This window comes from Weissella sagaensis (assembly GCF_005405285.1).
Classification (GTDB): Bacteria; Bacillota; Bacilli; order Lactobacillales; family Lactobacillaceae; genus Weissella; species Weissella sagaensis.
Genome location: NZ_BJDT01000003.1, coordinates 190,231 through 214,452, shown reverse-complemented (window position 1 = coordinate 214,452; position 24,222 = coordinate 190,231). Strand labels below are relative to the sequence as shown.

Here is a 24,222-nt window from a genome sequence, read left to right as displayed (position 1 = left end):
AGGAGTTTTATATGATGTCTTGGTTAATGCCATTTGCAATGCTTCCAAAGACGTATACATTTTTCTTCTTTGATTCGTTTGCTCAAATTGCGATTGCGGTTTTTGGATTATATATATTAGGTAAATTGTATGTACAACCACAGTTATTAAGCACGGTATTACCCAAAACAACCACTTTACGTCTTTGGGGTGTGTTTGTGGTTGTACAGTTATGTTTGATGGCCTACCAATCAGTGAAAATAGGGAATAGTCAGCAAACATATGGTTTATTACACAGTTTAGTATCCTTTATTCAAATGATTTTGGTTATTTGGGTAGCCTACACTGTTCAAAAAATGGCGATTCAATCATTTGATGATGCAAAAAAATTTGTTAAAAGTGTTATTTGGACGATTATTGGTTATTCAGTTATTGTTCTAGTGCCACAAATTCTGTTTTTACTCGGAGTTGGACGCTTTAGTCGAATAACAAATGCTATAGCGAGTCTGTTTGAGCGTCATTGGTTAGATCGTGACTTTTATAATAATGGTAGTTATGTGACCACATTATTCCGTTTAAATGGATTAGAGCCCGAAGCATCTTTTTTGGCATTGTTACTAGGGTTAGCATTTGCACCATTATTATTGATGATTATTCAAGAACCGATAAAGTCGTTTAAAAATCATCGTAAATTGTATATATTATCTTGGTTAATTGTTATTTTTATTGCTTTAGTCTTACTTTATGCTAAAACAACCACTGGCTTTTTAATTATTTTTATTTTAGCGTTGCTGTATTGGTTAATGGCACCTAGAAATCAAAAATTGTGGTTGTTTGTTTTGGGGATGATAGCCTTGGTAGGTAGTGCGCTTGCATATGTTGCAATGCCATCAGTTAATGAATTACTTAATCGGTGGCTGTTTGAAAAAGGTGGCACTGATAATCGTTTAGGTGGTACGATTGGTCTAATCGGTGCCTGGTTACATCATCCATTGTTGGGAGTAGGTTATGGATATGAAGGTCCGTACATTGTAGACAACTTACCACAATGGTCTAAGAATAATTATGAATACATGGCAGTGTATAAAAATCAATCATATCCAATTTTAAATGATGTGTTTGGTTGGTTAGCACGGTATGGATTATTATTTATGGCTACTGGTGCTTGGTTATTATTTGGCTTGATCAAGCGTGCAATGACCGTCTTAAAGTCATTGGGACAATTAAATAATCCTGAACATATTGTGTTTTATCGGATTGTTATTAAGGCATTTTTTGTCACAACAGCAGCTATTTTAATAGTGGCAGCAGTAACACCTGCCAACGTGACATCATGGCCAATTTTATTAATGCTATTTTTCTATTGGCGAGTTATTCATTTAGCAGAAGATGAAGTTAGTAGCAAGTAAGGAAATATAATTGTATGAAAGTTTTGATAGCAACACATAAACCATATCAAATCCCTGATGAGGCGGCTTATTACCCCATTATGGTGGGTGCGGATTTACGAGATCAAATTCCTGCAGGTTATTTAAAAGATAATACTGGGAAAAATATGTCAAAAATGAATCCGTTTTATAATGAATTAACAGCTTTGTATTGGGCAAAAAACAACTTACAAGACGAAGATATTATTGGTTTAGTACATTACCGGCGCTACCTTGGTAGTAAGGGTGGTCATGATTTGAATAATATTCTATCAGAAGCACAAATTCGCACAGCACTGAAAAAAGTGGACGTGTTATTACCGAAGCAACGTAATTATTATATTGAAAGCCAAAAAAATCATTATTTGAATGCGCATAAGAATGAACCATACTTTGTGATGGCAGATGTGATAAAAGAAAAATTTCCAACTTATTACGAGGCATTTATCACAATGGGACAATCAAAGCGGGCCCATTTGTTTAATATGAGTATTATGAACCAGGAAAACTTTCAGTCATATACATCATTTATGTTTGATGTATTAGATGAAGTTGAAAAGCGTATTCCGTACCGTGAGTACGAAGGTCAAGAGCAACGCGTTTTTGGTTTTCTATCTGAACGCTTAATGGATACTTGGTTGTACACGGAACAAAAAACATTTGCGGAATATCCGATTATCACAACTGAAAAAACAAATTGGATTGATAAAGGAACGCAATTTTTGAAACGAAAATTTTTCAAAAATGGTCGCAAAAAGGTTCATTTTTAAGGTTGTGGAATCATAAATTATGATAGAGTATATTTAATGTATTTTATATAAAGATGTAATAGGGGATAATAAAAATGACTTTAAACGATAAAAATTATGATTATCTAATTGTTGGTGCAGGCCCATTTGGTGCAATTTTTGCTTATGAAGCAGCAAAGCGTGGTAAGCGCTCATTAATTGTTGAAAAGCGTCCACATATTGCAGGTAATACGTATACACATACAGAACATGGTATTACGGTCCATGACTTTGGTGCCCATATCTTCCATACTGATAATAAAGAAGTTTGGGAGTATATTAATCAATTTGCTGAATTTAATGGTTATCAAAATCAAGTTGTTGCTAACTATAAGGGTGAACTATACAACCTACCATTTAATATGAATACATTCTATGAGATGTGGGGAACTAAGACACCTGCTGAAGCACAAGCTAAGATTGAAGAGCAAAAAAAGGCAGCACTAGCTGAATTAGGTGATCGTGAGCCACGTAATTTGGAAGAACAAGCTATCTCATTGATTGGTACTGATATTTACCAAAAGTTGGTTAAGGGTTATACAGAAAAGCAATGGGGACGTAAGGCAACTGAGCTACCAGCATTCATTATTAAGCGTCTACCAGTTCGTTTCATTTACGATAATAACTACTTTAATCACCGTTACCAAGGTATCCCAGTAGGTGGTTACACACAAATCTTTGAAAAGATGTTGGACAATGATTTAATCGATGTTCGTGTCAATGAAGATTTCTTTGATCACAAAGATGAATACATTGCTGAATTCCCACGTATTGTGTATACCGGAATGATTGATCAATTCTTCGATTACAAGTTTGGTGAATTAGAATATCGTTCAGTTCGTTTTGAATCAGAATTGAAGCATGTTGATAACTACCAAGGTAACTCAGTTATTAATTATACTGATGCAGAAACACCTTACACGCGTGTGATGGAATGGAAGCATTTTGATGGTTTGTCAGATGATGGTGTCACTATTGTGACGAAGGAATACCCACAAGAATGGGATCGTTCAAAGGAAGCTTATTATCCAGTTAATGATGAGAAAAACACAAATTTGTATAAGCAATATGCAAAAGAAGCACGTCAGCATTCAGCACAATTTATTTTTGGTGGTCGTCTAGGTCAATATCGTTATTATGATATGGACCAAGTATTCAATGCAGCATTTAATACTGTTAAGAAAGAATTTGATATACCAGCAGATTTTAATTTTGCACATGATGAAAAGCACTAAAGTAATTAGACTCAGTCATCTTCGGTTGATTGGGTCTTTATTTTTGGATATTATAAAGTAGCGCACTGTGACATATGAATTATGGTTAATTGTGTTAACGACAGCGCTATATGTGAAACCAAAAGATTAAGAAATATGACTTAACAATGAGAGTGGGAGAAAATATGGCAAAACCAATCCTAGTAGATAATCAAAAAAAGCATTACTACTATATGGATATATTAAACATTATGGCAACGATGGCGGTATTATGGTTACATACATCAGAATATGCTTTTGAGTATAAGCCACATGACCCTAGTTGGTATATTAGTTTAATTATTCAAGTTGTATTTATCTGGGCAGTACCAATTTTCTTCATGATATCGGGTGCTAATTTGTTAAATTATCGTGATCGTTATGATACGAAAACTTTTTTCAAAAAAAGAATGCTTCGTGTGTTGCTGCCATTTATTTTTTGGTCATTTATTTGGTATGCGTGGAATCATTTTGTCATGCATCAAGATAATTGGTCGATTAAAGGATTTATCAATGGGATAGAATATGATACGATACAACCTATTTTTTGGTTCTTCTATTTTGTGATTCCAATCTATATTGCAATGCCTTTCTTATCAGTATTGGCAACAAAAGCTAATAAAAAAGTTGTGACATATATCATCACTTTATATGTTATCGGCGTTGGTATTATTAATTATGGCTATATGTTGTTGCAACGTACACCAGATCAAATGGTCAATAATGTGCCATTGGTTTTGTCAACAGGTGTTGGTATTTTCTTTATTGGTTGGTATTTACATACGTTTGAGATAACTAAAAAAGTACGGTATTGGTTATATGCTGGTACTGGATTAAGTATCATTTTTATGATTTTAACCACAATTGTGCTGTCAGCTATACGTGGTGAAACAGTTCGTGATGTGTATAGTGTCTTTTCAATTGGTGGTTTCTTCATTCCTTTAGGTATTTGGGCGTGGACACAACACCGATTTGATATAACCTGGCAACCATCCGCAAAGGTTGCAACATGGCTACGCAAACTCTCGGGTGTTTCACTAGGTGTATATGTGATTCATGAATTTTTGATTATGATAATTGAACATGTATTTAGTTTGTCGGCATCATCATGGGTACATCTATTTATTTTACCGTTGATTGTGTGGCTGTTAAGTGTCATCATGATATTAATTTTACAAAGAATCCCAGTTGTTAAAAGGTTATTACCCTAATAATAGGAATACAGGTGAGTGAGCAACCTGTCTGTATGAATAGAGGAAAATATGCAAGTTGTTAAAAATTATTTATACAATGTATTTTATCAATTACTAACGGTGTTAGCGCCCTTAATTACAATGACCTATCTTTCGCATGTTTTAGGTGCGTCAGGAATGGGTGTTCAAGCTTGGACAAATTCAATTGTTAGTTATTTCTTATTGTTTGCAACGTTAGGAATTACACTTTATGGGCAACGTGAAATTGCGTATGTCCGTGATGATGTTGCATTACAAAATAAGCGCTTTTGGGAAATTCAACTATTGCACACAATTGTTAGTTTAATTTCAATAGCACTTTACATATTATTTATTTATAGCATGCGAAATGTATCAGGTGAATTTAGTCAAAATAATCACCAATTGTATTTACAAACTTGGGTGATTGTTTCAGGATTGCTTGATATTTCATGGTATTTTATGGGCTTGGAAGATTTTAAGAAAACAGTTATTCGTAATTCGCTAGTTAAAATTGCGATGGTTATCTTAATTTTCTTAGTTGTGAAGTCACCAGCTGATGTTAATCGTTATATTTTACTATTAGCTCTAACGCAAGTTGTTGGTAATATTACGATGTGGTTTTATATACCAGGTAAGGTTAAGTTCCCAAAAATCAGTACTTTGGATCTACGACGTCATTTATTACCAACGATTGGTTTATTTATACCAACAATTGCAACACAGGTTTATTTACAACTGAATAAAACAATGTTGCCATTATTCCAAAATAGCACGATTGACTCAGCCGCATTCTATGAAAATGCTGATAAAATAGTGAAAGTATCACTTGCGTTAGTGACAGCGATGGGAACGGTTATGTTACCACGTGTTGCCAGTTATTTTTCAAAAGGCAACATGAAGGCTGTTAACAAAGCAATTTATCTATCGATGGATTTTGTAACGGCCTTAGCTGTGCCATTGATGTTTGGTATGATGGCATTAGGACCCAAAACGGCTATTTGGTATATGGGTGCTAACTTTTTGCCTGCTGGTTGGACAATCTCGCTTTTATCGCCAATTGTGTTATTCATTGCTTGGAGTAATGTGATTGGCACACAATATTTAATGCCAATTAATCGGACAAAAGATTTTACGATATCTGTAACGGTGGGTGCTTTTGTTAATATCTTGTTGAATTTTATTACGATTCCATTATGGGGTCTATACGGTGCTGCAATTGCAACTGTTATTTCGGAAGTAGCAGTAACGATTTACCAGTTTTGGGTTGTGCGTTATGATTTGTCTTTTGCTAAATTATTCAATGGTGTTTGGAAATACTTTGTGGCTGGTATTGTGATGTTTATTGTGTTACTTATCATGACGATAAATATGGCGGCAACACCAGCTAGATCAGTTATTCAGATTGTTGTCGGGATTATCATTTACTTTAGTTTGACGATTTTATTACGTGCTAACTTTATTGGTAATATCAAAAAATTTATCGCAGAACACTTTAATAAATAAATGATTAAAAAAAGTGCCCGTGAAGGGGTGCTTTTTTTGTTATACTTATAACTAGTACAGTTAGTTAGGAAGAGAAAAATTTATGTCTAAGTTATCGTTAGTGGTCCCTGTTTTCAACGAACAAGATACGGTCGAATTATTTTATAAGGCTTTGGAAGCAGAGCATCAGAATTTTTCAGAGTATGATTTAGAATATTGGTATATTGATGATGGTTCTACAGACCATACTATGGTTGAAGTAGAAAAATTAGCAGCCAAAGATGAAAACGTTCATTACGTCTCTTTTTCACGTAATTTTGGTAAAGAATCAGCTTTATATGCAGGTTTAGAACATGCAACAGGTGATTTTATTGCCGTAATGGATGTTGATTTGCAAGATCCACCTGAAATGTTACCAGAGATGTTAGCTGGTGTGTCATCAGGTGAGTGGGATGCAGTTGGTGCACGTCGTACAAGTCGTAAAGGTGAGCCTATCCTTCGTTCATGGTTCTCTAAGTTGTTCTATAAATTAATTAATGCCATGTCAGATACGCATATTGTTGAAGGTGCGCGTGACTTTCGTGTTATGACACGACAAATGGTGGATGCAATTTTAAGCATGCAAGAATATAATCGTTTCTCAAAGGGGATTTTTTCTTGGGTTGGTTTTAAGCAAAAGTATTTAGAATATGAAAATAAGGATCGTGTTGCTGGTAATACGTCGTGGTCATTTTGGGGATTGTTAAGTTACTCAATTGAAGGATTTATTGATTTTTCGAGAGCACCATTAGTGCTGGTTTCATTTTTGGGGATGTTTTCTTTCTTATTAGCGTTAATTGGCGCAATCATCGTTTTCATTCGAGCCATTATATATCCTGAAACTTCAGTTTTTGGTTGGGCATCAATTGTGGTTATTGTGTTAGCGCTAGGTGGGATGCAACTATTGAGTATTGGTATTTTAGGTAGATATATTTCTAATATTTATTTAGAGTCAAAACATCGTCCAATTTATGTTTCACGTAAAGAAAAATAAGTAAAGTACATCTATTAAGGTAATGAATGACGAAGTATTTGTTCATTTGTTAATATTAAATTATTATATTTAGTTTGGAGAAAATAACATGACAGTGAGTGCTGTGGTAGTAACGTATAATCGTCTACCGATGTTAAAAGAAGTTATTGCGGCGTTACAGAATTCTGATACAAAGGTAGATAACATTATTATTGTTGATAATAATAGTGAAGCAGATACACAAGAATATTTAACTAGTCTTGGTAATCAAATTCGTTATGTGCGTTTACCTGAGAATATTGGTGGTGCTGGTGGGTTTAATAAAGGTGTTCGTTACTTTATGGAAGAAACGGATGACGATTATGTATGGTTAATGGATGATGATACTGTGCCAACGCCTTCTGCGCTAACGGAGCTACTTGAAGGTGCTAAAAAAGTTAATAATCAATTTGGCTTTTTGGCTTCAGATGTGCGTTGGACTGACAATACTCGTGCTAAAATGAATTTACCATTTCCAATTAACCGCTTTAAAAAAATCCCATTAGATGCAACTGAAATGGAACAACTACGAAACGCAACTTTTGTTTCAGTAATGTTTACCCGTCAAATTGTTGCAAAAATTGGTCTGCCAGTTAAAGAATTCTTTATCTGGGGGGATGATATTGAATATACGGAACGTGCAGCACGGCAATTACCAGGATATATGGTGCCAACATCACGGATTATTCATAAGATGGCACAAAATGTTGAATCTAATGTTTCGTTAGATTCAATTAACCGTGTACCAAGATATTTCTATGCCTTTAGAAATCGGATGTACTTTAGTCGTAATCGTGGGTTTATTCGTTTTTTGCGTGCTCATATTCGGATAGCCTATGAAATGTTAATGATTTTCTTTAATGGACAGCCTAAAAAATGGCTACGTGTCAGAATGGTAATTAAAGGTGTTGTTCATGGTTGGTTTTTCCATCCGTCAGTGGAATATTCGAAGAACAAGGTAAAGGAGTAATCAAATGGGAAAAGTAAGTGCAGTCATTGTTACCTATAATCGATTACCAATGCTTAAAGAAGCTATTGCAGCATTAGAATCTGTTGAACCAAAATTATCGCACTTAATTGTTGTTGATAATAACTCTGATAATGACACGAAGGAATTTTTAGAATCACTGGGTGACCGTATTGAGTATGTCCGCCTGGCTGAAAATGTCGGTGGTGCAGGCGGATTTAATGCTGGTATTCGTTATTTTTATGAACAAACTGATGATGATTATGTTTGGGTAATGGATGATGATACGATTGTACATCAAGATTCACTGCAACCTTTATTAGCATTTGCTAATGAAAATCAAAACTTTAGTTTCTTATCATCAAATGTTTTGTTCACTGATGGGACCCCATCAGTTAGAAATGTATTACGTCAATACGGTACGTTTAATACAACATTGAATAAAAAATTTACTAAGCCTGTGTTAGTAGAAAATGGGACGTTTGTTTCAGTTTTATTCCCACGTCATATTGTTGGTGAAATTGGTTTACCAATTACAGATTTTTTTATTTGGATTGATGATTTGGAATATACAGAGCGGGCTTTAAAACTTGCTCCGGGTTACTTAGTTCCTGCTTCTAATGTAACGCATAAAATGCGTTCTAATACAGAAGATGATATTACCAATGATATTCCGGAACGTGTGCCACGTTACTTTAATATGTATCGTAATCGTGTTTATACGATGCAAAAGCGTAATTTTTATCGACGAGTTCGTGGTGAGACGAAAATTAAGTGGGATTATATGCGTTTAAAGAAAAGTAATTTACCCGATAAAGATGCACGTTTAAAAATTATGCGTGATGGTATTGCTGCAGGTAAGGAGTTCAATCCGACTATTGAATTTCCTAACGAGAAGCATGATGTTAATTAGTATCACGAAAATATCATGATGAATAATAAAAAATTAAACCGATTAGATAGATCAGCAGTCGCTGGTCTATCTTTTTTTGATTAGTGTAATTGCCAAAAAAACTAATTTTTTATTGGTTGTTTAATTTTATTTTTTCTACGTAATTTGTTTCGTAGTATGATGAGACAATAAATTAAATGAGGTGGTAAGCATGTTAATAATAAGGCTTCTGTTGACTCTCTTAGCTGGTTTTTTTGTTTTTAATTTAGAAAGTGAAGTAGTCAGAGCTTACGAAGGACGACTTGTTAATGCTAATTATAAAAAAGGTTTGGAAATAAACGAAGGTAATAAAAATTGTTCCAATTTAGTGGAACTAGCCTATTTTAAAGATAAAAATATTTGGATAATTGGTGATTCTTTAATGATCGGTTGGAATGGTAATCGGGTTGTTAGTAACTCATGTCCCAATATTGTAAGGCGACTGTTGCAACCTAATTCACTAAATGATTGTTATTCTTTTTCTGGTGCACAGATAAGTGGTAATCGCGCAACTAAACCAGTCGATTTAACAAATAATGTCACTAACATTATTAATGATGTAGAATTTAAAAGTGCAGATTATTTGCTAATTGCACTCGGTGTGAATGATTTGAATTATAGTGATAATAATATTAGTTATGTTCAACAAAGGTTACAATCAAATATTTATCGATTAAAACAGGCAAATCCTAATTTAAAAATTATGGGGAGTGTCCCGTTTGATTCTTATCTGCAAAAAAAAGCCAGTGATTATACGCTTAAAGATTTGCAGGACGCATTGAAAGTAACGTTTAATAGTTTTGGCATTCCGATTATTAATTGGCAACAGTCACCTTTTGCTTATAGTCAATATTCTTTAAACGATGGTGTTCATCCAAAAACAGATGTTTATCAACAAATGGGATATGCAATATCAAATTTCATTGTTCATAATCGTAATATGACACAAAATATTGATGATAAGAATAGTACACTCTTTCTATCTAACGGGTGGCAAACGAATGAACTAGGTGATAGACAATATGCTCATAACAATATACTACTTGTAGATTGGCAGCTAATGGATGGTGTATGCTATTATTTTGACCCGAAAACAAAATCTATAAAGAAATAGAGATAATAATTTAATAGACAAAAAATTATTTTGAACGTCCTTATATACGTTGTTAAGAAAGACAAAGTTATAAGGAGAATTTTGATGAAAAAAGGCTATTATATTGCAAGTGTGATGTTTATCGCAATTTCTATGGGAGTTACGGTAACTAATGATAAGTGTGTGAATGCCCAAAATAAGAATGAATACATTAATCATCGCTTTTATCAAAATGGGATGTTAGGTAATGGCTATCTAAATGATGGTCATAATTGGTATCTATTTAAAAATGGACAAAAACAAACTGGAATTCAACGATGGTATGGGCAATATTATTATTTTGATAGTAATACTGGCTTACGGCAAGATAATGTGTTTAAAAACCAATGGGGTAACACATACTATTTTAATAACGATGGCAAAGCTGTTTCATCGTTACAACATATTTCAGGAAACAAGTATTATTTTGGTGAAGATAATACACATTATCTTCGTAAAAATCAGTGGTTAAAAATTAATGGAGGAAAATATTATGCAAATCATGATGGTGTTTTATTAACAGGTATTCATAAAATAGAAGGTAAATATTACTATTTTGATTTAAATACAAGTCAATTATTAAATAAGCGGGATTATGTATTATCTCAATGGGGTAAGTGGTATCTTGTTGATAATAATGGTGTTGTACAGAGTGGGTTGCAACGTTGGCAAGAAAACTATTATTACTTTGATCCAATAACGTATTTAAAAATAACAAACCAAACAGTTATGATTAATGGCAATAAGTGGTCTTTTAATAATGAAGGTGTTGGCCATAAGCAAGAAGAAAATGACGTAACACTTCGAGAGTTGAATAAAATACGAACAGCTAATGGCTGCAAGCCACTTATCTGGGATAATGAATTAGCTAACCTAGCAACAACAAGGGCTAACTATACAAATTCACGTGGGATTCCATCGGATCACTGGCGGACAGCTGGTGAAGTAATCGGTATAGGGTGGTCAAAAGGTTATCCTGTTATTAATGCTTGGTTTAATGAAATAAATATGTTGCCCGTTGGTACGAGGGGACATTATAACTGGGTGTTAAATAAGAATGTAACAAAGGTCGGTTTTGGATATGCAGGAAATGTTATCGTAGGTGAGTCTCGTTAAAAGTATCTAAGTAAATATGGAAAAATCCGTGAATTCGATGATTTGTAATCAATTTACGGATTTTTAATTGGTTACATTGTTTAAAAAGCTAGCTATAACAGCATTTTTAGAAATAAATTAGCACTTTACAATAAAGAGTGCTAAAAGTGTTGACATTTAGATATAAGGCGTGTACTATAATAACTGTTAGCACGAAGTAGTTGAGAGTGCTAAGGAGGTGACGCGTATGTTAACGGAAAGACAGCGGCTAATATTAGCCACCATAATTCGTGATTACGCAAAAACCGGCAGAGCTGTTGGATCTAAAACTTTATTAAGTGAATTAGATTTAGCAGTAAGTTCAGCAACTGTGCGTAATGAAATGGCACTATTAGAGGAATTGGGCTTGCTACAAAAAGAGCACACTTCATCTGGTCGCGTCCCTTCACAGCGAGGCTATCGTTATTATGTTGACGAATTAATGCGTCAGCAACATTTATCAAAAGTTGTTCAGGAATCTTTAGAACATGTGTTTAATCGTAATTTTCAAGAAATTGATGATTTGATGCAAACAATGGTAAATGAATTAGCAAGCCTAACAGGTTATACGGTTGTTGCTCTAAAACCTGAATCAGCAGATATTCGCTTATCAGGTTTTCGTCTCGTACCAATTAACGGCCAACAAATTATGGCGATTATTGTTACGAATGATGGACAAGTTACGAGTCAAAGTTTTCGTTTACCAGAAGGTATGTCCGTAAAAAATCTTGATGATATGGTTGATTACATTAATAAGACATTAGTGAACCAACCCATTATTGAAGTTTTACGAACCCTAACTGGTGACTTGCCTTGGCAGATGGAACGTACAATCCGAACACCAGTTGCATTTTTGCAATTATTCGGTGATGTCTTGGCACGTTCTATTCATGATAAAGTGTTCATTGGCGGTTATTTAAATGTTCTTGACTTCACGACTGATTCTAGTTTGCAAGATATCAAACAATTATATCAATTGCTTGATTCAGCTAGAGATATGCGACGAGTTGTTGGAACGGCAAATGACGGAGTGATGGTACAAATTGGTGATGAAAATGGTAACAGTTTGTTATCACCATATAGTTTAGTATCAGCCACATATCGTGTTGCACAGTACGGCGTTGGGGCAATAGCTATATTAGGTCCAACATCTATGCGGTACGCTGACATGATAAGCTTGGTTGATGCGTTCCGGAGTGCTTTAACGCAACAGTTACTAGAATATTATCGTTAGAAAAGAGGTGTTGACATGTCAAAGGAAAAGCAGACTCCTGAAGAAGAAATCGAAGTTACCGGTGAACAAATCAATGTTGACACTGATAATGAAGAAACAACTTCTACAGTAGATCAAATTTCTGAGTTAGAAGCCAAAGTTTCTGAAGCAGAAGATAAGTACTTGCGTGCTCATGCAGAAATGCAAAACATGCAAGCACGATATGCAAAAGAGCAATCTCAAGCTGTTAAATTTGCTAATCAAAAATTAGCGCAATCAATTTTACCGGCTGTAGATAATCTAGAGCGTGCTTTGCAAGTTGAAGCTGATGATGATTCAGCGCAACAAATTAAGACGGGTGTTGAAATGGTGTATAAAACGCTAATTTCAGCACTTGAAGAACATGATGTGAAAGCAGTCGGTGAGGCTGGTGAAGCATTTGATCCTAACTTCCACCAAGCAATTCAATCAGTACCTGCAGATGATGATCATCCAGCGGATACCATTGCAACGGTTCTTCAAAAGGGTTACGTTTTAGCTGATCGTGTTGTTCGACCAGCGATGGTATCTGTTTATAATTAAGCAGTTATTCATTAATATTAGTATTTAACAAATAAAAAAATCTGATCAATAAGAGGTAAATTATTATGTCAAAGATCATTGGAATTGACTTAGGAACTACAAATTCAGCTGTTGCCGTTATGGAAGGTGGCGCACCAAAGATTATTACTAATCCTAATGGTGGTCGTACGACACCATCAGCTGTTTCATTTAAGAACGGTGAGACGCAAGTTGGAGACACAGCAAAGCGTCAAGCAATTACTAACCCTGATACAATCTTGTCAATCAAGTCACACATGGGTGAGCCTGGTTACAAAGTAACTGTTGATGGTAAGGACTATACACCACAAGAAATTTCAGCTATGATTTTACAATACATCAAAAAGTATGCTGAAGATTACTTAGGTGAAACAGTTGATAAAGCTGTTATTACTGTACCAGCTTACTTTAATGACGCACAACGTCAAGCAACTAAGGATGCTGGTAAGATTGCTGGATTAGAAGTTGAGCGTATTGTTAACGAGCCAACTGCTTCTTCATTAGCATATGGTTTAGATAAATTAGACCAAGACCAAAAGATTTTGGTTTACGATTTGGGTGGTGGAACATTTGATGTTTCTGTCCTTGAATTGGGTGATGGTGTGTTCGAAGTATTGTCAACAAATGGTGACACTCACCTTGGTGGTGACGACTTTGACCAAAAGGTTATCGACTTTTTAGCTGATGGCTTTAAGAAAGAACACGGTGTTGACTTAAAGAATGATAAGCTTGCTTTGCAACGTTTGAAGGATGCAGCCGAAACAGCTAAGAAGACATTGTCATCAGCTACTGAAGCTCAAATCGACCTACCATTTATTACAGCAACTAATGAAGGTCCATTGCACTTGCAAACAACTTTGTCTCGTGCACAATTTAATCAATTAACGGCTGATTTGGTAAAGCGTGCTGAAGCACCTGTTCGTAGCGCTTTGAAGGATGCCGGTCTATCAATTGATGAAATTGACAAGGTTATCTTAAACGGTGGTTCAACTCGTATTCCTGCTGTTCAAGAATCTGTTAAGAACTTGACAGGTAAGGAACCTGATCACTCAATTAACCCTGACGAAGCCGTAGCTCTTGGTGCTGCTGTTCAAGGTGGTGTTATCACTGGTGATGTTAAGGATGTGGTTTTGCTTGATGTTACACCATTGTCATTGGGAATTGAAACAATGGGTGGTGTCTTTACAAAGTTGATTGATCGTAACACGACTATTCCAACATCAAAGTCACAAACTTTCTCAACCGCTGCTGATAACCAACCAGCTGTTGATATCCATGTTTTGCAAGGTGAGCGTTCAATGGCTGCCGATAACAAGACATTGGGTCGTTTCCAATTAGCAGATATTCCAGCTGCACCACGTGGTGTACCTCAAATTGAAGTTAAGTTTGACATCGATCGTAATGGTATTGTTTCTGTATCTGCTAAGGATTTGGGAACAAATAAAGAGCAAAAGATTACCATCCAAAGCTCAGGATCATTGTCAGATGAAGAAATTGAACGTATGATGAATGATGCAAAGGCTAACGAAGAAGCTGATAAGTCACGTAAGGAAGAAGCTGACTTACGTAACGAAGTTGACCAATTGATTTTCCAATCAGAAAAGACTTTGGAAGAAGTTGGCGACAAGTTGCCTGAAGATGATAAGAAACCAGTAGAAGATGGCGTTGCAGACTTGAAAGCAGCGAAGGAAGCTGATAACTTAGAAGATATGAAGGCCAAGAAGGAAGCTTTGGAAAAGGTTTCTCAAGAATTAGCTGTTAAGTTGTATCAACAAGCACAACCAGCTGAAGGTCAAGAAGGTGCCGCACAAGAAGGTCAATCAGATGACAATACTGTTGACGGTGACTTTGAAGACGTATCAGATGACGATAAGAAATAATCAAATGATTTAACGATCTGAACACCCCTACGTTACAGACCGTACGTGATTGTGAGAATAGCAGCTCGCAATCACGATACATATTAAAATTTTTAGGAGGATTTGCCTCATGAATAATACTGAATTATATGAGCGTTTAGGTATTGATAAAAATGCCTCACAAGATGAAATTAAGAAGGCTTACCGTAAATTATCAAAAAAGTATCACCCAGATCTTAATCATGAGGCAGGTGCTGAAGAAAAATATAAAGAAATACAAGAAGCCTATGAAACATTAGGTGATGAACAAAAGCGTGCAATGTATGACCAATATGGTGCAACAGATGGCCAACCTGGTGGTCAAGGTGGTTTCGGTGGCTTTGGTGGTTTTGGTGGCGGTAACGCCCAATATGGCGACTTTTCTGACCTTGGTGATATCTTTAGTCAAATGTTTGGTGGTGGATTCCAAGATCCTAACCGTCCACGCAAGGGACAAGATTTGCAATACAGAATGAATCTAACCTTTGAAGAGGCTGTTTTTGGTAAAGATGCAACAATTTCGTATACACGTGCAACAAATGACGGTAAACAAGAAAGCAAAGAACTAAAGGTTACTGTTCCAGCTGGTGTTGAAAATGGTCAACAAATGCGTTTGACTGGTCAAGGTGAAGCCGGCTTTAATGGTGGTCCATATGGTGATCTGTTTGTTGTATTCCGTGTTTCACCGTCAAAGGATGATTTTGAACGTGAAGGGACAACGATTTATTCACGTATGCCAATTGACTTTACAACAGCTGCATTAGGTGGCGAAATTTCAGTTAAAACAGTGCATGGTGATGTTAAATTAAAGGTGCCTTCTGGTACAGCAACTGAGACTAATTTCCGTCTACGTGGTAAAGGTGCACCACATATGCGTAGTGGTAACAACGGTGATCACATTGTGACATTGTATGTAGATGTTCCAAAGAAATTGAATAAGGAACAGAAGAAAGCACTTGAAGCTTTTAAAGAAGCAATGACTGGTGAACATAAAAAAGGATTTTTCGGCTAAAAATACAAGCAAGTGACTTTGTTTAAGGTTACTTGCTTTTTTGTATGGCATAATTGATAAAGAAAACGGAGGTTACTAAATGCGCTTAGGAGATTTAAAAATTTCTTTACTTGGTATGCCATTAGAACGTCCGTTGGCAACACAATTATTTTCATCAGAGTATGTGTTTGTTGAAATTATGGGTAAAGAAGATAAAAAATTAATTTTAACGTTAGCGCCAAATCAAAGCACAACGATTCATGATTTACAAAAGTATGATGAAAATGATTTGGAGATAATGATTCGTGATAGCGAACAATTATTACATAAAATATACGGTTATCGTATTATAGACAACATTATTGTGTTAGCCTAATTAAGGAAGGGTAATATGCATAGACGAATGGGCTGGCTTTTAACGACCATAATTGCGATTGTTGCGCTCATTATGGTTTTAGTATTATATCGTAACAATGGGCAACCAACGCGTGTACGAACAATGGCAGAAGAAGCTATGAATCATAATAAACTTCCTTTTGCCAAAAAAGGACAAGACAGTTATGAAGAATATCAACCGACCAAAAAAGATTTAGCAAATAAAAACTATGTTGAACGTGGACAACTTAAAAAAATTGGTCAGTACCAACTAACAGAAACAGGACTTGAACAGAAGTGGGTAGATAATAAAAAAGTTGATAGTACCATTACGAATGGTAATATGATTTATCATATTAAAAATATCAATATTATTCAGAATACTGCACGCACACAAAATTCGCTATTATCAGCTAAACGTTCGTTAAACGATCGCAAATTAGGTGCCAAATTTATCACGTTGGTTATTAACTATGATGTGACAAACAATAATTTAGTAACAGCAATTACACCTGGTATTACAGCAATTAAATATTCTGATGACACAACGATGTCGATATTGAGTGGTATCTACAACGATGGTCGTTTAAATACTTCAGGTATTGTACCTTACGAAACGACGTCGACAACGACAACTGTATTGGTTCCTAAACATGTGGGAAAACATTTATCATCACTGGATATACAATTTGCGACAGTTAAAGATTCAGCAAATAATGAGATTGTAAAACCATCATCAGTTAGGACAATTACGTTTTAGCATCATTAAACTGCTGTATAAAGCAGTTAAAAAATGCTAAAATTATAACTAGTATAGACCGTCATTTAGGCGGTTTTCTTTTTGAGTAAAATTCAATTAGAAATAAGCACAAATAATTTAAAAGGATAAGGAGTTCCTAATTATGCAAATTGAGTTTCTAGGGACTGGCGCTGGTTCTCCAGCACGTTTTCGTAATGTAACGGGTGTTGCTTTACGTTTGCTTGAGGAAATTAATGAAGTTTGGTTGTTTGATGTTGGTGAAGGTACGCAACGTCAAATGTTACAATCAACTATTCGACCACGCAAAATCACGAAAATATTTATCACGCATTTACACGGTGATCATATTTATGGATTACCAGGACTATTGTCTTCACGCTCTTTTCAAGGAGGCGATGAGCCCTTAATGATATATGGGCCGAAAGGAATCCGTCAATTTGTGGAAGTTAGTTTACAAGTTTCACAAACCCATCTAACCTATCCAATTTCTTTTGTGGAATTACCTGACGCAGGTGGCGAGGTATTAGAAACGGCTAAATTCACAGTAACAGCTCTACCATTAGACCACCGTATTTTATCATTTGGCTACCGTGTTGAAGAACATGCACATCCAGGTGAATTACTAGTAGAACGCTTGCGCGAATTGAACGTACCAGAAGGTCCATTATATGGACAATTAAAACAAGGTAAGGATATTACGTTGTCAGACGGACGAACTATTTATAGTAAGGATGTCATTGGTGAAGCGAAGCCTGGTCGTTGTGTTGCAATTATCGGGGATACACGAAAAAATGACAATACGCTACTACTGGCGAAAAATGCTGATGTTATGGTTCATGAATCAACATATGGTAAAGGTGAAGGTAAGCAAGCACGTAATCACTACCATACAACTAGCATACAGGCAGCTAAAATTGCAGCGCAAGCTCAAGTTGGACGGTTATTATTGACACATATTTCGGCACGTTATGCAGGTAAGGCAGCAAATGAATTGGCTTATCAAGCACGTTCAACTTTTGAAAACATACGTGTTGTTAATGATTTTGATGTGTATGATGTGCCATTTGGTGAACAAACAAATTCAAAACCAATGACATTACCTGAAACAGACACTATTTCATAGAACGAGGAGGCATTTCATGATTAATTCACGTTATCAATGGGAACAACCGGATATTCAAAACCAAAAAGCGATTAATGAACTGAGCGAAACATTTGGTATCTCTAAATTAATTGCTAAAATTTTGGTCAATCGTGGCTATGATACCGTTGAAACAGCAAATGCCTTTTTACGTCCTGAAATCTCAGCGTTATATGATCCATTCTTATTGCATGATATGAATAAAGCGATTGAACGTTTATTCCAGGCTATTGACAACGGTGAAAACATTGTTGTTTATGGTGATTACGATGTTGATGGTATGACCAGTACGGCAATTATGACGTGGGCTTTGGAGTTGATGGGTGCTAATGTGACTTATTTTATCCCAAGTCGCTTTAGTGATGGATACGGACCTAATTTAGATAATTATCAAAAACTTGCTGCTGATGGGATGCAGTTGCTTGTGACAGTTGATAATGGTGTTTCAGGTAAAAACGAAGTAGCTTGGTTAATGTCACAGGGTATTGATGTTATTATTACAGACCATCATGAGTTACCAGCAGATTTACCGGTAGCGACAGCGATTGTACATCCCCGTCATCCAGATGGTGAGTATCCATTTGGTGGTTTATCAGGTGCTGGTGTTGCTTTTAAAGTTGCTTCAGCATTGCTTGAAGAACCAGCAGATGAAGTGTTGGATTTAGCTGCTCTAGGTACGGTGGCAGATGTTATGTCATTGACAGATGAAAATCGAATCATTGTAAAACAAGGGCTTGAAAATTTAAAGTTAGATCCACGTCCGGGGTTATCAGCATTGTTAGCAGCCGCTGGTACACAATTATCAGATATCGATTCATCAACAATTGGCTTCACGATTGCACCGCGTCTTAATTCTTTGGGACGTTTGGAAGATGCAACGACGGGTGTTCGATTGTTATTGATGGATGATGATGAAAGTGCTAAAACTTTAGCAGAACATGTTAACGAACTTAATCAAAAGCGACAGCAATTAGTGAATGATATAACGGTTGCTGCACAGGCTCAAGCACAAGAATTATCAGCTGATCCAGTTTTAGTGGTTGCTGGTGAAGGATGGCATGAAGGTGTATTAGGTATTGTTGCTAGCAAATTAGTTGAGCAAACTGATAAACCAACGATTGTGTTAACAATAAATGATAACGAGATGAAGGGATCTGGGCGATCAGTAGCAGCTTTTGACTTGTTTAAGGCTTTAGATGGTCATCGTGATTTAATGACAAACTTTGGTGGTCATGCGAGTGCTGCTGGGATGACGATACCAACAGATAATTTGGCAATGATTAGGTCAGTTTTAAAAGATGAAGCGACTAAACAAGCTCTAGATACAGCTCAAAAGCCAAAATTGCAAATTGCTGCTGAAGTTACTGCATCAGATTTTACGCAACAAAATTTTGATGATTTACAGGTGTTAGCACCATTTGGTGAGGGTAATCCGGAGCCATTATTTGTCGTTAATGTAGACAACGTTGATAAAGTTAAAACAATGTCTGAGGGTAAGCATTTAAGATTTACAGCGCAGACAGCAGCGGGTGTACTACCAATTATTGCTTTTGGTTGGGGTCAACAAGCAGATGCTTTGAATGGCCATTTTTCATCATTGCAAGTTACAGGAACGATGAGTCAAAATACGTTTCGAGGCAGTACAACCTATCAGTTAATGTTGAAAGATATGGCCGCTCAGGGGGCCGCAATTTTAGATAAGCGTACTAGTCGCTTAACTAAACAAACTTTTGCTGCTAATGCGACATATGTATTTTTCAATAAAAATCATTATCAACAGCTATCTGAGTATATTACACAACCCGCAAATGCAGTGATGTGGCATGATATTGATCGGCAAACAGGGATTCAAACGATGGTGTTAGTGGATTTACCGGAATCATTGCCACAATTACAAGAACTATTACAAAATGCTGTACCGGAGCTTTTGGTACCAATGTTTTATGTTAAAAATCCCGTTTATTTACAAAAAGTACCAGATAAGCCAACTTTTGCAAAGGTTTTTAAATTTGTTAATTCGTTTAGAAATATTGATTTAAATAGGCAGTTGGATGATGCTGTCAATCATTTGAGCATACACAAGTTAACATTACAGTTAATATTAAAGGTGTTTTTGGAAGCAAAATTTGTTATAATCGAGAATGGTGTTTTAAATGCTGTACCAAATCCGGCGCCATTGAATCTAACCGAAACAGAGACGTTTCAAAAATTTATGGTACAGCGAGATCTTGAACGACAACTAATTTACAGTACAACAACTGAATTAGAAACGTTATTAATGAATTTAAGTAAGCAGGAGAGCTAAACAGATGTTGGATTTGAATGACTATATTACCTCTATTCCGGATTTTCCTGAAAAAGGTGTTATCTTCCGTGACATCACGCCATTATGGGGTGATCCAAAAGCGTACGCCGAAGCAACCCGGCGCATCACACACTTTGCTAAAATGCGTGATGTGAACGTTGTAGTTGGTCCTGAATCTCGTGGGTTTTTAGTTGGGGCACCAGTTGCTAATGAACTAGGTACTGGTATTGTCTTAGCACGTAAACCTGGTAAGTTACCAAGAGAAACCGTTAGTGAAAAATATACTTTAGAGTATGGTGAAGCAGCATTAGAAATGCATAAAGATGCTATTAAGCCCGGTGAAAAAGTGTTGATTACTGATGATCTACTTGCTACGGGTGGCACAATTGCTGCTGCCATTAAGTTGGTAGAATCTTTAGGGGGTATAGTTGCTGGATTGGCCTTTATGATTGAGTTAAAAGATTTAAATGGTCGTGAAAAACTTGAAGGTTATGATATCTTATCATTGATGAGTTACTAAAGATATATTGAAAAGAGACTCAGACATTTGTTTGGGTCTCTTGTTTTTTATAATAGGGTATGGAGGAGATATGGATACACTAAAGGGGCGGATGAAATCATTAGTTGGTTTAGTATTTATTTTATTAATGATTGAGCAAGTTATTAATGCACAGCAACACATACATATTTATCAACTGTTGACGATAGTAACGGTGCCAACTATCTTTTTTGTAGTTGGTTATTTTATAGATAGTACCCGATCATTTTCTCATCTATTATTAAATGGTATAAAAAAAATGGTTATACCATATGTCATAACCAGTATTGTTATTATGGCTTTGAATATATTGGCTAGCCAACTATCATGGATTAAGCAACCTTTTTCAGATGTTAAGACCATTATTAAAACATTTGCCTATGGTATTGGTTGGCCAACAGATACTTTATTTGGTCAAAGCAGTTTTGGCGTTGGCTTGGTTTGGTTATTACTAGCTATCTTTTTTGCGACGTTAATTTTTAATTTGGTTACCAAATTAGAGAAGTCGTGGTTGATGGTAATAGCAATCATTATGCTGACAGCCGCTGGTTATTGGTTTAGAACTATTGTGCAATTACCATGGTCATTGGAAGCAGCATTGATTGCGCAACCCTTTATGTATTTTGGTTCTTTAATTAAAGACCAACAAAAAATGCCCATGACCCTAGCCACATTTTTTGTTGGTATTATCTTGTGGTCTATTAGTAGTATTAGTGGGGCCTTTGATTTTACTGTTGCGTATAATCCACATCCTATTCTTGGCACCATTGCAAGCTTATTTGCAGTAAGTGTTATTTATGTTTTTCATGATAGGGTAATTTATCAAATTAAGCCATTGCAAATAATTTTAAAATATTTAGGTGATCATTTTATACTAGGGCTATCAGTAGCCACGTTGGTATTGTTGTTTATCCAGATAAACAGTGTCATGGCAAACGTTTATACAATTTTGATAGTATTAATTAGTATTGCTGTGATAGTTATGTTACAAAAGTTAATACTATTAATCAAAAAATAGCGCATTAGAACAAAAGTATATAAGTAGGGGTTAAAAATGAATGGCATAAATAAAAAAAGAAAAACACCAATTAGACCGTTAAATTATATTGGAATGATGCGAGTAACATTAACCGGTTTATTATTAGCAATCGGTACGACAGTTATGTTGCAAGTGGCAATGTTTTTCCAAGATTGGGGTCGTTATAATCAGACAACAGATTTTACAAAAGCCCTAGGTGAATCAATTAAATTTATGTTAGCGCCACGTGCTTGGTTTTCAGTGTTTATTTGTTTTGTATTTTTTGTTTTAATTTATGCAATTTTAAATCGCTTTTTTATGACGATAGCGATTTATCTGATAACAGTAATTGTTGTTTTTGTTGCTGAGTACATGAAAGTTAAAGCACGTAATGAACCAATAATGTTTAGTGACATGTCGGAAGCGACTGCTGTTGGTGGCCTAACAGGAATGATTGATCGCCAATTATTAATTGGTGCCGTTAGTTTAGGATTAATTATCCTTATTATTGCGGTATTACTAGAATATCTCGTACATAAACAAAAACTTGGCCGTTTAAATAATTTTTTTAGCCAATTAAAGTTCAAAAATAAATGGTTTCGTTTGGTTATGTTGGTCGTTACAATGGGTTCATTATCAATTTCGTTTGTTGTTAATGCCGATCATAATCAGGCTTGGCTACAAAAGTTTGGTTATCAACGGGTTGTTTATAGTTCTGGGGATGATTCACTTTGGAACGGCCCAATTGCGACTTTTATGGCGAATATTTCAACCGTTATTATGCGTGAACCTCATGATTATTCGGCTAAAGAAATGCAACGTATTGAGAAGAAGTATGGTAATACAGCACAACAAATTAATGAAACACGACAATCAAAAGCAGCGGGACAAACAGTTGCTTATATTTTAAGTGAATCTCTCGCTAATCCAAATGATATTAAAGGATTCCAATATAAAGGGGATAACGTTTCTAAGAATTTGGAGGCTGTTAAACAACAAGCAACTGTGTCTGGAAAAATGTTATCTTCTGGTTACGGTGGAGGGACTGCTAATATTGAATATATGACATTAGCTGGTTTTCCATTAGCAACATATGCACCAGAGATGACTGTTCCATATGTGCAATTAGTACCTTTTGCGCATACAGTGCCTAATATTGCACAAGTATTTGATAAAAAAGAAGTATTACATCCGTTTGTGGGAAGTTTGTATAATCGTAAAGAAGCGTATAAGAAAATGGGGATTAACCATTTTTATACTACGGATAATAAGGATGATACTTATCCTAAAAAGTATCTGGGTGGTGCTTCTGAGAATGCCTATCCGACAGATGATAATGCCTTTAAGTACTTAGAAAATAAAATTTTGAAGTCAACTGATAAAAAATCGCAATTTATTCAGTTAATGACCATGCAGAATCATATGCCGTATTATCAAGGAGAATATCCTAATAATCAGTATCAAATGACAAAACCAGTTGTTTCAGGAAATACTAAGACCCAGATAGAAAGTTACCTAGCAGGTGTTCATCAATCTGACTTGGCCTTGGAAAAATTGATTAAGCATGTTGATAATTCAAAGCGACCAATTACATTGGTGTTTTATGGTGATCATTGGCCAGGAATTTTTACTTTTGTTGACCCGCAAATTCAAGCAAAAGAAGCTCATGAGACAGATTATTTTATTTATCAAAATGATGCTGCTAAAAAAAGGGAACAGTTACAAAGTAATCTTAAGCGGCCATATGCTTCTCCAAGTGATTTCCCAGCTTTGACATTAGACGCGATGAATGTCAAAGTTTCACCGTTTTATGCTTTACAGACACAGGTGAGTGAACAATTGCCTGCGTTTGCTAATTATACACGGGGAAAATTTGTAGATGAACAAGGCCATACTATCCAAACGAAACAATTAACCAGTAAACAGAAACGTTTATTAGCAGATTTTAAGTTAGTACAATATGATTTGAGTGATGGCCAACATTATTTGTCTAATAAATTTACAAAAACCATGAAATAAAAATGA

The 24,222-nt window shown here is 35.5% G+C and carries 21 protein-coding genes; all 21 read left to right on the top strand.

The window, feature by feature from the left end:
• The first annotated feature begins 11 nt into the window (after window positions 1–11).
• Window positions 12–1,388 carry an O-antigen ligase family protein gene (locus tag FFM55_RS04705; RefSeq protein ID WP_137600603.1) on the top strand — a complete coding sequence of 459 codons (1,377 nt, stop codon included), beginning with the start codon at window positions 12–14 and terminating at the stop codon, window positions 1,386–1,388.
• Between the two features lie 14 nt (window positions 1,389–1,402).
• A complete protein-coding gene (locus FFM55_RS04700; RefSeq protein ID WP_042494640.1) occupies window positions 1,403–2,176 on the top strand; it encodes a DUF4422 domain-containing protein in 774 nt (257 codons plus the stop codon).
• Between the two features lie 74 nt (window positions 2,177–2,250).
• The gene (glf, locus tag FFM55_RS04695) at window positions 2,251–3,429 is read left to right on the top strand and encodes a UDP-galactopyranose mutase (protein ID WP_042494642.1); all 1,179 of its coding nucleotides are present in this window, start codon (window positions 2,251–2,253) and stop codon (window positions 3,427–3,429) included.
• A gap of 164 nt (window positions 3,430–3,593) precedes the next feature.
• A complete protein-coding gene (locus tag FFM55_RS04690) occupies window positions 3,594–4,658 on the top strand; it encodes an acyltransferase (RefSeq protein WP_170999655.1) in 1,065 nt (354 codons plus the stop codon).
• Between the two features lie 51 nt (window positions 4,659–4,709).
• Window positions 4,710–6,164 carry a flippase gene (locus FFM55_RS04685; protein ID WP_137600601.1) on the top strand — a complete coding sequence of 485 codons (1,455 nt, stop codon included), beginning with the start codon at window positions 4,710–4,712 and terminating at the stop codon, window positions 6,162–6,164.
• An 82-nt stretch (window positions 6,165–6,246) separates the two neighbouring features.
• Window positions 6,247–7,176: a glycosyltransferase family 2 protein gene (locus FFM55_RS04680; RefSeq protein ID WP_137600600.1), complete on the top strand. Its 930-nt coding sequence runs from the start codon at window positions 6,247–6,249 to the stop codon at window positions 7,174–7,176.
• A gap of 88 nt (window positions 7,177–7,264) precedes the next feature.
• Window positions 7,265–8,164, top strand: coding sequence for a glycosyltransferase family 2 protein (locus FFM55_RS04675; RefSeq protein ID WP_137600599.1), 900 nt, complete (start codon window positions 7,265–7,267; stop codon window positions 8,162–8,164).
• Window positions 8,165–8,168: 4 nt separating this feature from the next.
• On the top strand, window positions 8,169–9,074 hold the full coding sequence (locus tag FFM55_RS04670) for a glycosyltransferase family 2 protein (RefSeq protein ID WP_137600598.1): 906 nt from the start codon (window positions 8,169–8,171) through the stop codon (window positions 9,072–9,074).
• A 190-nt stretch (window positions 9,075–9,264) separates the two neighbouring features.
• Window positions 9,265–10,206, top strand: a complete 942-nt coding sequence (locus FFM55_RS04665; protein WP_137600597.1) for an SGNH/GDSL hydrolase family protein — start codon at window positions 9,265–9,267, stop codon at window positions 10,204–10,206.
• A gap of 84 nt (window positions 10,207–10,290) precedes the next feature.
• Window positions 10,291–11,340 (top strand): CAP domain-containing protein, encoded by a 1,050-nt coding sequence (locus FFM55_RS04660; RefSeq protein WP_137600596.1) that lies wholly within the window; start codon window positions 10,291–10,293, stop codon window positions 11,338–11,340.
• A gap of 226 nt (window positions 11,341–11,566) precedes the next feature.
• Window positions 11,567–12,592 (top strand): heat-inducible transcriptional repressor HrcA, encoded by a 1,026-nt coding sequence (gene hrcA, locus FFM55_RS04655; RefSeq protein ID WP_137600595.1) that lies wholly within the window; start codon window positions 11,567–11,569, stop codon window positions 12,590–12,592.
• A gap of 15 nt (window positions 12,593–12,607) precedes the next feature.
• Complete coding sequence (gene grpE, locus FFM55_RS04650; protein WP_042493793.1) at window positions 12,608–13,153, top strand: nucleotide exchange factor GrpE; 546 nt, start codon at window positions 12,608–12,610, stop codon at window positions 13,151–13,153.
• A gap of 65 nt (window positions 13,154–13,218) precedes the next feature.
• Window positions 13,219–15,051: a molecular chaperone DnaK gene (gene dnaK, locus FFM55_RS04645; protein ID WP_137600594.1), complete on the top strand. Its 1,833-nt coding sequence runs from the start codon at window positions 13,219–13,221 to the stop codon at window positions 15,049–15,051.
• Window positions 15,052–15,160: 109 nt separating this feature from the next.
• The gene (locus tag FFM55_RS04640) at window positions 15,161–16,081 is read left to right on the top strand and encodes a DnaJ C-terminal domain-containing protein (RefSeq protein WP_042493797.1); all 921 of its coding nucleotides are present in this window, start codon (window positions 15,161–15,163) and stop codon (window positions 16,079–16,081) included.
• A gap of 79 nt (window positions 16,082–16,160) precedes the next feature.
• Window positions 16,161–16,436 (top strand): hypothetical protein, encoded by a 276-nt coding sequence (locus tag FFM55_RS04635; RefSeq protein ID WP_137600593.1) that lies wholly within the window; start codon window positions 16,161–16,163, stop codon window positions 16,434–16,436.
• Between the two features lie 15 nt (window positions 16,437–16,451).
• The gene (locus FFM55_RS04630) at window positions 16,452–17,195 is read left to right on the top strand and encodes a hypothetical protein (RefSeq protein ID WP_137600592.1); all 744 of its coding nucleotides are present in this window, start codon (window positions 16,452–16,454) and stop codon (window positions 17,193–17,195) included.
• A gap of 142 nt (window positions 17,196–17,337) precedes the next feature.
• On the top strand, window positions 17,338–18,318 hold the full coding sequence (gene rnz, locus FFM55_RS04625; RefSeq protein WP_042493800.1) for a ribonuclease Z: 981 nt from the start codon (window positions 17,338–17,340) through the stop codon (window positions 18,316–18,318).
• Window positions 18,319–18,334: 16 nt separating this feature from the next.
• Window positions 18,335–20,641 (top strand): single-stranded-DNA-specific exonuclease RecJ, encoded by a 2,307-nt coding sequence (gene recJ / locus FFM55_RS04620; RefSeq protein WP_137600591.1) that lies wholly within the window; start codon window positions 18,335–18,337, stop codon window positions 20,639–20,641.
• Window positions 20,642–20,645: 4 nt separating this feature from the next.
• On the top strand, window positions 20,646–21,161 hold the full coding sequence (locus tag FFM55_RS04615) for an adenine phosphoribosyltransferase (RefSeq protein ID WP_042493805.1): 516 nt from the start codon (window positions 20,646–20,648) through the stop codon (window positions 21,159–21,161).
• Window positions 21,162–21,231: 70 nt separating this feature from the next.
• Window positions 21,232–22,197: an acyltransferase family protein gene (locus FFM55_RS04610; protein ID WP_137600590.1), complete on the top strand. Its 966-nt coding sequence runs from the start codon at window positions 21,232–21,234 to the stop codon at window positions 22,195–22,197.
• Between the two features lie 36 nt (window positions 22,198–22,233).
• On the top strand, window positions 22,234–24,216 hold the full coding sequence (locus FFM55_RS04605) for an LTA synthase family protein (RefSeq protein WP_137600589.1): 1,983 nt from the start codon (window positions 22,234–22,236) through the stop codon (window positions 24,214–24,216).
• Window positions 24,217–24,222: the final 6 nt, after the last annotated feature.